This is a genomic window from Gemmatimonadota bacterium (assembly GCA_009835325.1).
Classification (GTDB): domain Bacteria; phylum JAAXHH01; class JAAXHH01; order JAAXHH01; family JAAXHH01; genus JAAXHH01.
This window is the reverse complement of record VXWP01000006.1, coordinates 1-13,363: the sequence shown is the minus strand read 5'-3', so window position 1 is coordinate 13,363 and position 13,363 is coordinate 1. Positions and strand designations below refer to the sequence as shown.

13 protein-coding genes and 1 tRNA gene are annotated in these 13,363 nt (G+C 58.7%); 7 read left to right on the top strand and 7 right to left on the bottom strand.

Annotated elements, in window-relative coordinates:
- The 7 genes from F4Z81_00730 to F4Z81_00700 all read right to left on the bottom strand — a co-directional run.
- Window positions 1–529: LLM class flavin-dependent oxidoreductase (locus F4Z81_00730; protein MXW03571.1), on the bottom strand; the 529-nt coding region annotated here is incomplete at its 3' end.
- 59 nt (window positions 530–588) lie between these two features.
- Window positions 589–1,305, bottom strand: coding sequence for a nucleoside 2-deoxyribosyltransferase (locus F4Z81_00725; protein ID MXW03570.1), 717 nt, complete (start codon window positions 1,303–1,305; stop codon window positions 589–591).
- Entirely contained in the window at window positions 1,302–2,192 is an 891-nt protein-coding gene (locus F4Z81_00720) for a hypothetical protein (protein ID MXW03569.1), read from the bottom strand. The genes F4Z81_00725 and F4Z81_00720 overlap by 4 nt, the downstream gene beginning before the upstream one ends.
- An 82-nt stretch (window positions 2,193–2,274) precedes the next feature.
- Complete coding sequence (locus F4Z81_00715; GenBank protein MXW03568.1) at window positions 2,275–3,297, bottom strand: Ldh family oxidoreductase; 1,023 nt, start codon at window positions 3,295–3,297, stop codon at window positions 2,275–2,277.
- Window positions 3,298–3,414: 117 nt separating this feature from the next.
- The gene (locus F4Z81_00710; GenBank protein MXW03567.1) at window positions 3,415–4,197 is read right to left on the bottom strand and encodes a hypothetical protein; all 783 of its coding nucleotides are present in this window, start codon (window positions 4,195–4,197) and stop codon (window positions 3,415–3,417) included.
- A 36-nt stretch (window positions 4,198–4,233) separates the two neighbouring features.
- Window positions 4,234–5,637 carry a DUF839 domain-containing protein gene (locus F4Z81_00705; GenBank protein ID MXW03566.1) on the bottom strand — a complete coding sequence of 468 codons (1,404 nt, stop codon included), beginning with the start codon at window positions 5,635–5,637 and terminating at the stop codon, window positions 4,234–4,236.
- Between the two features lie 201 nt (window positions 5,638–5,838).
- Window positions 5,839–6,798 carry an EamA family transporter gene (locus F4Z81_00700; protein MXW03565.1) on the bottom strand — a complete coding sequence of 320 codons (960 nt, stop codon included), beginning with the start codon at window positions 6,796–6,798 and terminating at the stop codon, window positions 5,839–5,841.
- 103 nt (window positions 6,799–6,901) lie between these two features.
- Here F4Z81_00700 and F4Z81_00695 point away from each other — a divergent pair, with 103 nt between their 5' ends.
- The 7 genes from F4Z81_00695 (at window position 6,902) to F4Z81_00665 (ending at window position 12,857) form a co-directional block, all read left to right on the top strand.
- Window positions 6,902–7,936 (top strand): Gfo/Idh/MocA family oxidoreductase, encoded by a 1,035-nt coding sequence (locus F4Z81_00695; protein ID MXW03564.1) that lies wholly within the window; start codon window positions 6,902–6,904, stop codon window positions 7,934–7,936.
- A 37-nt stretch (window positions 7,937–7,973) separates the two neighbouring features.
- Window positions 7,974–8,047 (top strand) — tRNA-Met (locus F4Z81_00690).
- Window positions 8,048–8,210: 163 nt separating this feature from the next.
- A complete protein-coding gene (locus tag F4Z81_00685) occupies window positions 8,211–9,407 on the top strand; it encodes a DUF4102 domain-containing protein (GenBank protein MXW03563.1) in 1,197 nt (398 codons plus the stop codon).
- Window positions 9,404–10,039 carry a hypothetical protein gene (locus F4Z81_00680; GenBank protein ID MXW03562.1) on the top strand — a complete coding sequence of 212 codons (636 nt, stop codon included), beginning with the start codon at window positions 9,404–9,406 and terminating at the stop codon, window positions 10,037–10,039. The genes F4Z81_00685 and F4Z81_00680 overlap by 4 nt, the downstream gene beginning before the upstream one ends.
- Before the next feature lie 98 nt (window positions 10,040–10,137).
- Entirely contained in the window at window positions 10,138–10,359 is a 222-nt protein-coding gene (locus F4Z81_00675) for an AlpA family phage regulatory protein (protein ID MXW03561.1), read from the top strand.
- A 638-nt stretch (window positions 10,360–10,997) separates the two neighbouring features.
- Window positions 10,998–12,050 carry a hypothetical protein gene (locus F4Z81_00670; GenBank protein MXW03560.1) on the top strand — a complete coding sequence of 351 codons (1,053 nt, stop codon included), beginning with the start codon at window positions 10,998–11,000 and terminating at the stop codon, window positions 12,048–12,050.
- Between the two features lie 147 nt (window positions 12,051–12,197).
- On the top strand, window positions 12,198–12,857 hold the full coding sequence (locus F4Z81_00665; GenBank protein ID MXW03559.1) for an HNH endonuclease: 660 nt from the start codon (window positions 12,198–12,200) through the stop codon (window positions 12,855–12,857).
- The last annotated feature ends 506 nt before the right edge of the window (window positions 12,858–13,363 follow it).

Genomic DNA, 13,363 nt, shown 5'->3' with positions numbered 1-13,363 from the left:
GTTTCTGCAGGGGTTTGAGGTAGACGCCGACGCCCAGGTCCTCCCGGACTTCCCGGCCCACGTGCACCTGCCAGAACCGCCCGTTGATGTCGTAGGGCGGATCGGTGGTCCAGAGGGTCATGATCATCTGGATCGCCTCGCCCACCATGGCGCCCGAGTCCTCGGGCCGGATCCCGAACATCTCCAGGTCGGTCGGGATCGCGCCGGGACCGAAGCAGATGTTCAGCCTGCCGTGGGAGAGATGATCGAGGAAGGCCAGGCGGCCGGCCACGTGGGCGGGATGGTGGTAGGGCAGGCAAACGGGCGCGGCACCGAGCCGCATGCGGTTGGTAAGCCCCAGGGCCTTGCCGATGAAGATCTCGGGCATGACGATGTTCTCATAGCTCGACGAGTGGTGCTCGCCGATCCAGAACTCGCTGAAACCAAGCTCCTCCGATCGCACCAGCAGTTCCATGTCTTCGTCGTAACACTGCCCCGGCGGCTTGGCCGGGTCGTGTACCGGCATGAGGAACATGCCATAGTCGATCATTTCGCGCTCCCTTTTCTTATTGGATCAAGGTCCGGCCAGGCTGCGGCTTGATGCCCGGTCTACAACAGCCCCTTGCGGCGCTTTTTCTCGATGGTTTTCTCCACGAATCCGGGTCCGCACAGTGCGTCGAATCCACCACCGGGAAACTGCGCAGCCCAGGCATAGACGGCGCTGATCCGCGCTTCGTCGCCGCCGAAGGCGGAGGGTTCGGTCCGTACCGCGTCCAGCGCTTCGATGACGGCGTCCGCCATCCGGTAGTAGAGCCGGTCGGACCAGCCGGCCGCGGGTGCACCGTCTCCCGGACCGCTTTCCTCCGGGCCTCCGTGCCCCGTATCGCCGCCCGGGCCGCCGTCCCGGCGCGCTTCCTGGTACCACGCCATGGCGTTGAACTGGACCTTCCTCGACCTGGGATAGAAGGAACACATCAGGTTCCAGTCGTCGCCTTCCCGTTCCTGGTCGCCCGACGCCCGGAAATCCGATCTCAGGAGTACGGATGGGATGTCGAGCATCTTAGCCATCATGAACTCCACCACCGTGCCCGAGTCCAGGTCCGTCCCGTCGAAATTAAAGAGCCCGAGGTCACAGGCCATGACCTGCATGAGGTCCTGGTTCCGTATGTCGACCATGCGTTCCGATGCCTGTTCGAGGTCCTGGGGCAGGACGCAGGCGTAACGCCCCTCGGACCGGCGGTCGACGGCCCCGGCCAGGAGCTCGTTCCCGGCGAGGTGCTTGTGGTCGAAGAGATCGCCGGCGAAGTAAACGGTGTAGGTCGTCATGCGCCGCCGCTACCCGAAGGGCCCTCTAAATCGCGTCCCGTGTGTCTTTTACCGATTTCGGCGGCCTCCGGGCTGCAGCCTGAGACCATCACGCCTTCGTCGATCCGGTCGGTCACGTTATCGGGCGTCACCCCGTCCAGGAAGGCGACGCCATTGGCCTTGCAGGCCTTCAGCACCGCCGATCGCGCGGCGATCATCTCCGGCGGGTAAGGCGGGTCGTGGCGGTCCGGGTACCCGAAGGACATCCCCATATCGCCCGGACCCCACTCGGCGAAGGCGATGCCGGGCACCGCGAGGCTCTCGTCGACGTTGGCCAGGGCGCGCTGGTTCTCGATCTTGAGGCCGAGCATCAGCTCCCCTTCCGGGTTCAGGGGCCAGACGTCGGCCTGCTTCACGTAATCCGGCACGGCGAGTCCCCAGGTGCCCGCGGCAAAGCCCTGGCCCCCCGAGCCGCGCTGGCCCACTTCGAGTCCTTCGCCCACGCCCCGGGTATGGAAAGGGTACCGGGCGGCTTCCACGAAGGCCCGCACGGCGCCCGGCGTCTCCGCGTGACACAGCAGGAGCCCGTGGACGCCCAGCGCCAGGAGCTGCTTGACCATCCAGGCATTCGCTCGCATGACCGCCTCGCTGGTCCCGTTCGTGGGCAGCGTGACGATGATGCAGGGCGTAAGGTGTCCGCCGGACGTGGGTCCCGCATCCACCAGGCCGGCCATGAAAGCCTTGAGACCCGGCAGGTCGAAGAGGCCGTGTTCCATTTCGACGACGAGGTAGTCCTCCCACCTTCCGGAGGCTTCGACGCCCTTTTCATAGCTCAGTTCGCCGGCGCCGCCGTAGTAAATGGGTTGGCCCCGCTTGAGCAGCTCGACGGCACGGTTTACGGTGGGCATTTCGTGGTCCTCTCTGCTAGTCGTCTGTACGTCAATGCTGAAGACCAACCGCGCTCACAGCTTCAACGAACGATGCGCTACCTCATGGCCAGTCGAAGGGCAGCCGGTCCGCCAGCCCGGTATCGTCGGCCAGCCCCGCCAGATTCTCCGCCGCCATGCGCGTGAGCGGAACGCCCTCGCGCCGGGAAACCGCTTCGCTGTCGAGTTCCATCTCCCCGGGCACGTAGGTGCGTTGCACTCCGGTCGCTTTCGGCGCGTCCCGCATGCGGCGGATGAGTTCGTCGATGCGGTCGTAGTAGTCGTCCAGCGGCATCATGGCGCTCACGTCGATGGCCATGAAGGTGTGTCCCTCGTCGCAGGTGTCGTCCGAGACCTTGGACCAGGACAGGATGTCCGTCGTGACCCCCGCGCCGGCAAGCACCCCGGCCAGGGACTCCACCAGCAATGCCAGGCCATAACCTTTGTGCGCACTGAAAGGCGTCAGGGCGCCGGTGACGGTAAATACGCCGGGATCCGTCGTCGGAAGCCCTTCCGCATCGGTGAGCCATCCCTCCGGGAGCGGTTCGCCGCGGGCCTGGTACGAGGCCACCTTGCCCCCCGCCACCGTGCTCATGGCGATGTCCAGCACGATGGGCGGCTGGGACCGGGCCGGGACGGCGTAGGAGAAGGGATTGTTGCCGATGGCCGCACCGCGTCCGCCGGGTATGTTCATGACCACGTCGGTATTGCTCATGGCGAGGCCGATCAAGGGTCGATCCGCGTTCTCGACCGCCATGACCGTATAGGCCGATGCCGCGCCGAAGTGGTTGCTCCGGCGTATCGTAGCCATGCCGATCCCACAGCGTGCGGCCTTGTCCATGGCCACCGTCATGCCATAGTGCGAGGCCACCATGCCCACGGCCCGGCGGGCGTCGATCCGCGCCCAGGCGGGACCGTCGTCCGTGATTTCCGGTACGGCGGTTACATCGATCCCGCCGTCGCGCATCAATTGTACGTATCGCCGCAACGCGACCGTGCCATGCGTGTAGATCCCGCGCATGTCGGTGCGGATCAGGACGTCCGCCGTCAGCCTGGCGTCCGTCCGTGAGAGTCCCACCACGGCCATCGCCGCGGTACAGAAGTCCGCGAGCGGTTCGGGCGCCGTACGCAGGACGTAGAGTTGATCTTCCGATGAAGTGCGGCGGGAATCGTTAGCCAGTCCGAAGCCTTTCTGAAGGCGTGCCTAACCGTCGCCGCGGACGCCGGCGGCGACCCGTTCGAAACCACTGATCAGGTAGCTGTAGTCGCAGTCAACCTGTATCCAGTCTACGCCCCGGCTGCTCCAGCGACGGCCGAAGGCGTACTGCGATCCCATGCCCATGCCGATGGAGAGGCCCGCCTCGTGCCCCACGTCGATGATCCGCTCCATGGCGGTCACGATCTCGTCGTCTTCGAGCCGCCCCAGGGTGCCCATGGATCCGCTCAGATCCACGGGCCCGATGACCAGGCTGTCCAGGCCGGGAATGGCCGCGATGGCCTCCAGTTCACGGTAAGCTTCTACATGCTCGATCTGGACCGAGACGAAGAGGTCCCGGTTCATGTCGTCGACGTAGGCGTCGAAATCAGCAAACGCCCGTCCGTAGTTCGACGGGCGATGGGGTCCGAAGCCCCGGTCTCCCGAGGGCGGGTATCGACATGCGTCGACCACGCCTCGCACCTCGGCGGCGGAACGGACCTGCGGGACGACGATCCCGGGCGCGCCGGCGTCCAGGATGGGCTTGACATGCCCTATGGCGCTCGAAGGCACGCGGACCAGCGCGGCGGTGCCCCCCGCGCGCGCAGCCATCAGATGCCGCGTGACCGTCTCCAGGTTCATCGCCGTGTGCTCGGTGTCGATCCAGATGAAGTCGGCTGAATCGCACAGGGCCTCGGTCACGGCCGGATCCGTGAAGGTCACGGCGGGACCGAGACACAGTTCACCGCCGGCCAGTCGATTTCTGAAGGCGTTGATTTCCGTGGAAAACAATCGTACTCCCTGGACGGCGCTTTGCCGCCACGGTCCCTAGACCGCGCCTTTCTGCCAGGGGCCCCAAATGGCGTAGGTCAGCCCGGGCCGCTGCATGTTGACGAAGAGCGTCTCGCCGTCCGGACTGAAGGTCGCCCCGGCGAATTCGCCCCGGTAGGCGATGCCGGCCACGTCCCGGGCCACGTCGAACACGCGGCCGTCGCTGGTCAGGCCCCGGATGTGCTGAATGCCGTTCCGGTTGTCCTCGCACACGATCAGGCCGCCGCGGGGACTCACGCAGACGTTGTCCGGCGCGGCCATGAGCGAGGCGTCGGGCGATTCGAACAGGAGCGTCAGCACGCCTTCGTCGTCACTTTCGGGGCGGTATTCCCATACCTGTCCGAGGCCTTCGTCGCCCCCGGTAGTCGCCGTGAAGAAGATGCGTCCGTTGCCGTGCCAGCACCCTTCCAGGCGGTCGAAGGCGGCGCCGCCCTTGTCGGCCCCCTCCTGGTACACCAGGTGATTGTCCAGACCTGCCCCCGCGGGATCGGGATCTTCGATCTCCACCCAGGTAACGGGCAGGGAGGTGCCCATGGTCTGGCCATCGCGCGTGTCATATCCGGGCCGATCCTTGACGGCAAGCATGCGCAGGCGCCCTCCCCGGGCAAGCTCACCGGGGTGATCGGGGATGTACTGGAAGAATCCGCTCGGATTGTTGTCTTCGGTCTCGTACACGATACCGGAGGCCGGATCGACGGCGATGGCCTCGTGGACGAACCGTCCCATGCCGGTCAGGGGTTCGGCCGCCACGCTCTCCTCGGCGTCGGCCGGCACCTCGAAGCAGTACCCGTGCTCCTTGTCGTACCCGCCCAGGTACTGGAGCCAGCGCGCACTGAAGAACCGGTCCGTACCCATGGTGGTCTCTTCGCAGGTGATCCAGGACCCCCACGGCGTCGGGCCGCCGGCACAGTTGTGGAGCGTCCCGCCCACGCTGACGAAATCGCGGACCAGTTCGCGCGTCCGTGGATCGACAATGAGCGTGGTGACGCCGCCGGGCGCCGTTGGATCGTAGGCCGCGTCCCGGTTGCCGATGGCTTCCACCGGTTTGCCCGTGTTGATCTCGTGGTTCCGCAGGAGCCGGACCATCCCGTCCATGGGAAAGGCGGCCATGCCGTCGTGGGCGGGCGGTGTGGGATGGCCGTCCGACATGAGCCCGCCTTTCTTGCCGAAAACGGTATAGGAGAATCCCTGCGGGAGTTCGAGCATGGTCTCCCCCGTGTTTTGCGAGGGCACGGGAAAAAGGGGTCCGTATCCCCCTTCCCCGCGGGGCGCAACCAGGTGGGCGTACCCGCCGACCATGGCCCGGGCGCGCCGGGCGATCAGGCCCTGCAGCGCCGTGCCGCCGACGGTCAGCGCGCCAACGGATATGGCGGTGTTTCGAATGAAGGAACGTCGGTTCAGACGGGACAAGTTTGCTAGTCTCCTTTATTGATTATCTTGCGACAGCGGCGTATATCCCGCGACAGCGGCGTATATCCTGCGGCAGCAGCGAAGCGCGAGGGCGGGTCGGGTCATGATCGGATCACTATAGGAATCGCTAGGCAATGTAGTCATTTCGCCCCACGAAAGCAAGGCGCGTTACGCGCTATTTCGCGTCCTGCTTCAACCGAATTTGATGAAGACGAGTCCGGTGACGATCATCAGCACCGAACCCACCTTCAGCGGGGTGATGCGCTCCTTGAGAAAGACGAATCCCAGCACGGCTCCGAGCACCACGGCGAACTCCCGCAACGCGACGATATAGCCCACCTGGCCCACGGTCATGGCGAAGAGGATCATCAGGTAGGCGGCCGTGGATCCGACGCCGATCAGCGCCGCGGGTTTCCAGGTCTCCGCGAATCCGCGCCACCGGATCCCCAGGTGACGGACCGCGACAAAGGGCGTGGCGAACAAGGCGCTCAGAAAAAACATGCCGAAGATGTATACGACGGGATGGACGATACTCACGCCCACCTTGTCGACCAGGGAGTAGCTCACGATCGTGGCGCCCACCACCAGGGCGGATGCGAATCCGCGGTTGACGGCCCGCGTGTGCCGGAAGACCGATACGCCCATCAGCAGAATCCCGAAGCAGATCAGGCCGATGCCGGCCACCCCCATTGGCGTCAGTTCTTCGCCCAGCAGCAGCCATCCGAGGAAACCCGTAAGGCCTATGCCCGATCCCCGGGCGATGGGGTAGACCAGGGAGATCTCTCCGTGTTCGTACGCCCGTGCAAGGAACAGGAAGTAGAACGTATGGATGACGCCGGTGGCGAGCACGTAGAACCATCCGGCTTCCAGCATGGCCAGGAATCCCGCGGGGCCCATTCCGGAGGCCACGATCGCCACGAAGGGCAGCAGGAACAGACAGCTGATCCAGAGGGACCACCAGAATACGGTCAGATTCCCCGAGCTGCGCCGGGCGACGAAATTCCACGTGGCGTGCAGGACGGCGGACAGCAGGACGAAGACGAAGAGGTCAGTGGGCATGGACGGGTAAGTTGAACCGGCAAACACGCCTGTCAACGGTTTTATGGTGACTTGACAGGCACTCGGGGCACGGCTAACTTTTCGTTCCAGCATATGTCTTTTGCCAGCATCCCCTTTTGCGAAGGACAGCGGTGTCGGTTTCCGGTTTTACGTGTAGCACCGCCCCCATTCCTCCTGACCACCGAAAGGACTCCCCATGCCCCTGAAATTCGCGTACCTGGGCCTGTGGCACAGTCACACCGTCATGCACATCCGCGACGCCGCAAGCCGGCCGGACGAATTCCAGCTTGTGGGCGTCTACGAGCCGGATCCCGCGATCCGGGAAGCAAAACTGGGCGACTGGGCCGCGGACCTTCCCAACATCCCCGTCTTCGATTCGATCGAGCAGGCGTTGGACAGCGATGCGGAAGCGATCATCTGCGAGGGCCGCGTCTCGGAGAACCTGGATTACGCCGAACAGGCGCTGGCGGCGGACAAGCACGTGCTTCTCGAGAAGCCGGCGGGCGTGGACATGGCCCAGCTAGAGCGGCTGCACGACGCGGCGCGGCGCAAGCACCTGCACCTGCAGATGGCCTACATGTGGCGGTACAACCCGGCGATCGCGGAGATGATCCGGCTCTGCAGGGCCGGCGCGCTGGGCGATCCCTTCTACTTCAGGGGACACATCCCGAAACCCATGGGTTACCACGCCAGGCTGGTGGAGGAACTCGACCGGTACAAGGGTTCACTCTATTTCGAGATGGCCGGGCACCTGGTCGACATCATGGTGACGTTCATGGGCGAGCCGCGGCGGGTGGACGCCACGTATGGGCAGTTCCATGGTGAACGGAAACACGTCGACAACGCGGTGGTCGTCCACCGGTTCGACGGCGGCGGCCTCGGGACGATCGACACCGCGTCCATGCACGTGGAGAGCGGGCTGACCCGGCGCATCGAGTTGTACGGAACGAAGGGTACGGCCATCCACACGCCGATCGGATCGAACAACCTGTCGCTTTCGCTGGCGGATGCCTACGGAGACTATGCGGCGGGATGGCAGGAGGTGACCGTTCCCACGCCGCCGGGACCGCCTTCACTGCTGACCGAACTCGCGGCCTGTATATCCGGCGCGAAGGAGCCGGACTACACCCTGGACCACGATATGGCGGTGCAGCGCACCCTGTTCGCGGGGTGCGGTATCACCGATGGTTCGGCGATGACGGACGTGCCGCATTCGGCAAAAAGCATTTGACAGAAACCGCGAATTCCGTATATTATTGGATAGACGACGCGGGGTGGAGCAGTCTGGTAGCTCGTTGGGCTCATAACCCAAAGGTCGGAGGTTCAAATCCTCCCCCCGCTATAAAAAATAAGTTCTTTTACAATCCGTTTTTTTACCGTATATTCCCCGTTAAGCCCGTGATACCAGGCTTGGCGGGGTTTTTCTTTTTCTTGTAACTTCTCATAGTTTCCCCTTTGTTCCAGCATTTTATGTTGGTATCAATGTGGGGTTGGAGGAACTCAATATGAAGCAAATTACCGCTGCGGAAGTTAAATCGATCAAAAGGGCCGGCCTGCACCGCGCAGGCGACACGCTTTACCTCAGCGTCAAGCCCAGCGGGAGAAAATCCTGGATCCAGCGGGTTATGTTCAGCGGTCGCCGCGTCGACATAGGCCTGGGAGCCTATCCCGCGGTCACACTTGCCGCCGCTCGTGAGAAAGCCTTCGAAAACCGGGCCATGATCGCCGGCGGAAAGGACCCCCGTTCGATTAAACGAAGGAAGAGGATTCCGACGTTCCAGGAGGCGGCCAGAAAGACACATGAGGGGCTTAAGGCAAGTTGGACAAGCGAGCCGCACGCGAAGCGCTGGATGCAGGCGCTCGATCTCCACGCCATGCCCAAACTTGGCGATCTGCCGGTCGACCAGATCACTCAGGAGGATGTCCTGAAGGTCCTTGTACCAATCTGGAAGAAGGTTCCCGATACTGCAGGTCGGGTAAGGCAGCGGACCCGCGCGATACTGAAGTTTTGCCAGGCGCACGGTTACGTCGAGCACAACGTCGCCGGCGAGATGATCGACGGCGCCCTGCCTTCCATGAGAAAGAAAAGGAAGAACTTTCGTTCGCTCGACTTTCAGGAAATGCCGGAGGCGTTCGAGATCATCGGTAGCCGCGTGGCCTCGATCCCATCCAGGCTGTGCCTTCAGTTCCTTATTCTGACTGCATCGAGGTCCAAAGAAGCCAGAGACGCCAGGTGGAACGAAATCGACCTAGATTCATCCACATGGGAGATCCCAGCCCATAAAATGAAACAGCGCAAGCCCCATCGCGTTCCGCTCTCGAGTACGGCAATCAAGGTCCTTGAAAAAGCAATGATCCTTCGTGACGAATCTGGCTTGATTTTTCCATCCATGGCGAAGCGGGGCTTTCCCATGACGGCCGAAATGCTGCTCAAGACGGTTAGGCAGGTCGGGCTAGGCGAGAAGACCGTGGTTCACGGTTTCAGATCTTCGTTCAGGACCTGGGCGGGAGAGTGCACATATTTCCACCGCGAAGTCTGCGAGCATGCACTGGCCCATGTAGTGGGTAACACGGTTGAACAAAGTTACTCTCGTGGAGATCAGTTTCAAAAGCGTCGGCAACTCATGCAAGAGTGGGCTGATTTCTTGGTAAGAACAGAAAACGGAAAATGTGATTCTCAAGCGGAGCGTCAGTCATCATGAGCAACGAATATCACCTCGAGATAATCAAGGAACGAAAAGAGGCTTATCCGGACCGCAGCGATCGGCCGCCTGAAGTTTCTGAACGTTTGGAAGCCCTGAAACTCATGATCGGCCATTCCATTGAGGACAAAGATTCAACAGTCAGATTCGGTGCTTTAATCCTTAATACAATACCAGATGCGCGGTCGAGTATCGGTGAAATTGCAAGAGAAAGCCAACTGGCATACCGGATTTTGCAGGAATACCTTCTGTTATTGAGGATTGATGAAAAGCTTGACGACAGAAAGCTCATCAACAATCTGCCTGATTCAGTGATTGCATGGATACTGGAAGTAGCAACCGGCCAATGTGTAGAACCGAAGTCCGTCGGCAGAAGCAGATCCACGAATCTATTGCGAGATCGGTTTATCGCAATTTCGGTAATACTCGTTCACGACAACATGGATCTTCCGTATGAGTCAGATGAGAAGTACTCTGCGTGCCATGAAGTCGCTGACTATATGGATATGAAGTATGGCAGCGTGCGTACCATCTGGCGCAAGTCGAGAGATCTAAAACGTTCTCCCGCCATCCAGTACTCATTACCGAAGCATCTATTCGAGCAAACCGACAACTCCCCATCCGCCCCCTAAAATCCACCTTATTGTAGGGTCTGGTAATCCCCGGAATTCATGGTAACTTACTGGCAGATTTAAGTGTTTATGGAATCAATTCAACCAGGGAGGATGCCATGACTGGTCAAGATAGACTGCTAACGCGGCAGGAAGTCCAGGATAGGTGCCGAATCGGCCGTGCTTCAATTTATAGGTTGATGCGGAAGAGCAGTTTTCCAAAACCAATTCGTGTCGGGGATCGTGCGGTCAGGTGGCTGGAAAGCGAGATCGAAAAATACCTGTCAAACAGGCCTCGTGCTGAGGGCGAACTGGTCCGATTAACAGATGAAGACTCCTAAGATGCACGTTAAGAGGACCGACAAATTAGGGATTAATCGAACGGGTTAGGTCCACACCGAGACTCAGTGAGTGTATAATAGAATCGAAAACAAGAACCTACTGAATTTTCCTACTAGTAAACCTTCAGCGGGTTACTTTATTTGAAGATACGGGCTTATCATCGGCTCCCTTAACAGAGATGGCACGACCTGTCTGTGTTGGCATCTTTATCGGTAAAGTACTGCTCGTATGTACGCAGCTGTTCTTCTTCAATCAGGAGACCTCACCGCGTCGGGCTTTGGGGGGACTGTGCCGAAGATCGAGATGAGCAACTAGTCTTTAGGTAGATTCCAGATGAAGTGATCGCTCACAAGCACCTTGCCCTAAGCACTGACCTCTCGCACCGTGTCTAGTGTGCAACCCGATGTGAAAAGCATTGCAGAGAAAGAAGTTTGCGGCTAACGTCTACCTCCTTGTCTTGGCGTCCGCCTCGATAAGTGACCGATTCCCATCGTTGATATCTACCCAATAAAGGGGATATGTTAACAATCCTAAACATAATTAATAAGTAGGTCTGCAGAGAGAAATCGATACAACGAGTTTGGCGATTTTTATTTCAAGGTTTAGTTGGAAGAAGAAACAGTGCGGGAGGTGTATCATGCGTCGGATCATTGTATGGGTTGCGTTCGTTTGGTTAGGATACGGTACAGGGGTTCACGCCGATCAACAGACTTGGAACGTGTTCCCGGATCAGTTCGAGTCATCAATTATCGAGGACCAAACCACAAGGGGAGTAAAGAGAGTTGTAACGGTGGAGATCAACCAGCCCTTATCTGAAAACAGATTGAAGGCTATGGCGAGATCCATCAAGGATAGCAAGAGACAATACGACATGATGTGGATATGGTTCCGGTTCCCCGAACCGATATCCACCGGGGGGATGTCTTGGGCGACGGTGACATTTGAAGGGAACAATCTGAAAGAGGTTGAAATCAATGGGCCAACCAGACAACAAATACTTGACGCATATAGATTCGAGGATGATCCAAACAGGGACGTCAGACAGGTTTGGATATCCTTCGATTATGTGGGCAAAAGGTACGCTTTCATCGTAGAAAATGACCTGTTCTACTTTGAGACACGTTATCTCTCCAACCTTTCATCACCCTCTGTTGAGACAGAACGGATTACAGCGTCGAGTTTGCCCTTGTCATCGTTGAGGCGTTTCCAGACCGAAGAAGCCAAAGAGTACGCCGAGTATGGATTGCCAGATAACTACTGGCGAGTTGATAGTGAGAACAGATTGCGGGGAATGACGAATGGCAAATTGGCTTACGTAGCCTATCCTATCACTCCCGGAGAGTCGCGTTTTCCCACAGCAAAGATAAAACAGGTTTCAGGGGACGATCTTTGCAAGCAGGACCTTCAATGTTGGGGTAAGAGACACGAAGTATCCGCCAAAGCACCATGTATCGCAGGAGTCGAATACATCCTTGACCGCGTGACAGCCTATGAATGGACGGACGGTTTGCTTGAGTCCAAGTTTCCCCGATTCATCTGGAAACCGGGCAAGAAGGACGAAGGTATCCTGATCTACCTCGGCGACAGCATGAAGATCCAGAATACCATTGGAGGTTGGATACCGGTACGTTATGAATGTGACTACGATCCGAATATCCAAAAGGTACTCGATATTCGGATCAAACTATAACCCTTTCCACCGAAACGACCACCCCATATATGGAAAAAGTGAGCCATACGATGACCGCAATAGGTGAACCCCCCGAAATGAAACGTCGAATGAGCAGGTTAGAACGTCGGATATCCAGTCTCGACGATACCGCGAGTACGATATTGAATCATATTCTCAAGATCGACAATCGACTGTAAAGGATCGAGACCCGACTGGATTGGGTCGAGGTCGATTGACCGAGATCAAACAACTACTCAAGGAGAAGTTGTGAAAGCGATCCACAGATTGTTGATCATTGGACTAGTTTCGGTATCTTGTTCTTCGCCAGTTGGAGCGCAACCGCAAGATACGGTCCTGTCCGGGATCGTCATCACGCCCGAAGTCAGGGTTACGCCTTATGACCGGGATGACTACTCTTATCCGCAGTCCATTGAACAACGGATTATCGCTCAACAGGGAGGCATATTTTCGCCGTATTCACTACGTTGCTTTTCAAACCGGCGGGAGACTGATATTGAGCATATAGTCGCTGTATCGGAAGCCCACGAAAGCGGTTTGAGCGCCCGGACCGATGAGGAACGAAAGGCATTCGGGAACGATCTGGACAATCTGACGCTGGCGGCGCCCCGACTGAACCGATATCAGAAGGTCGCGAAGGATCCGGCCGAGTGGTTGCCAGATAACAATCGGTGCTGGTATGTTGCCAAGTACATTGAGATAAAGAGGAAGTACGGTCTTACAATGGACAGGGCCGAGGCAGACGCGGTTAGTGGGGTGTATGAGTCCTGCAAGTCGTTCGAGATGAAGAAACCGGTTTGCAACTGAATGATCCCAACAACAGCCCTTGTTTTTAACCATCAATCCCAGTTAGGCGGTGCCAAAATGCGGTACTTCGTACTGTTTTTGTTTCTCTTATTGTATTCCTTGACTTTTGTTGATGTGTATGCCGATCAGAATAGTCGGCATATAGGTGTGACTCGTGCTGAAATGGTTTCGGTATTCAGCAACCTGCCTCTCGGATTCGTATTCGAGGAAGAAGAACTGATGACAGATAATCGCCCGAGAGTAAAGGCTGTCAGTAACGATTGTCCCGAGCGACATCTGACACTAGAATTCATAGGTCCAAATATTGGGTATATTCAAAGCGCCGCGGTCCGGTACGTACTCCCTCTAGATGCGACCGAGAAGTGCAGAATCAAGGGAGAAATGACCATGCAAGCAATGCTGCACAACATCTTTTCAGGATGGAATACGGAAGATTACAATCACAGGGACTGGCTGAGTGATGGGATAAGTAGAAATAGATCCAGCATAACGTATCGGAATGGAGC

Bases quoted from the DNA above. Each gene is read 5' to 3' on its own strand.
- F4Z81_00715 (MXW03568.1), bottom strand. From the start codon at position 3,297: ATGGCCGTGGTGGGACTCTCACGGACGGACGCCAGGCTGACGGCGGAC.
- F4Z81_00695 (MXW03564.1), top strand. From the start codon at position 6,902: ATGCCCCTGAAATTCGCGTACCTGGGCCTGTGGCACAGTCACACCGTC.
- F4Z81_00675 (MXW03561.1), top strand. From the start codon at position 10,138: ATGACTGGTCAAGATAGACTGCTAACGCGGCAGGAAGTCCAGGATAGG.
- F4Z81_00670 (MXW03560.1), top strand. From the start codon at position 10,998: ATGCGTCGGATCATTGTATGGGTTGCGTTCGTTTGGTTAGGATACGGT.
- F4Z81_00680 (MXW03562.1), top strand. From the start codon at position 9,404: ATGAGCAACGAATATCACCTCGAGATAATCAAGGAACGAAAAGAGGCT.
- F4Z81_00685 (MXW03563.1), top strand. From the start codon at position 8,211: ATGAAGCAAATTACCGCTGCGGAAGTTAAATCGATCAAAAGGGCCGGC.
- F4Z81_00720 (MXW03569.1), bottom strand. From the start codon at position 2,192: ATGCCCACCGTAAACCGTGCCGTCGAGCTGCTCAAGCGGGGCCAACCC.
- F4Z81_00725 (MXW03570.1), bottom strand. From the start codon at position 1,305: ATGACGACCTACACCGTTTACTTCGCCGGCGATCTCTTCGACCACAAG.
- F4Z81_00700 (MXW03565.1), bottom strand. From the start codon at position 6,798: ATGCTGGAACGAAAAGTTAGCCGTGCCCCGAGTGCCTGTCAAGTCACC.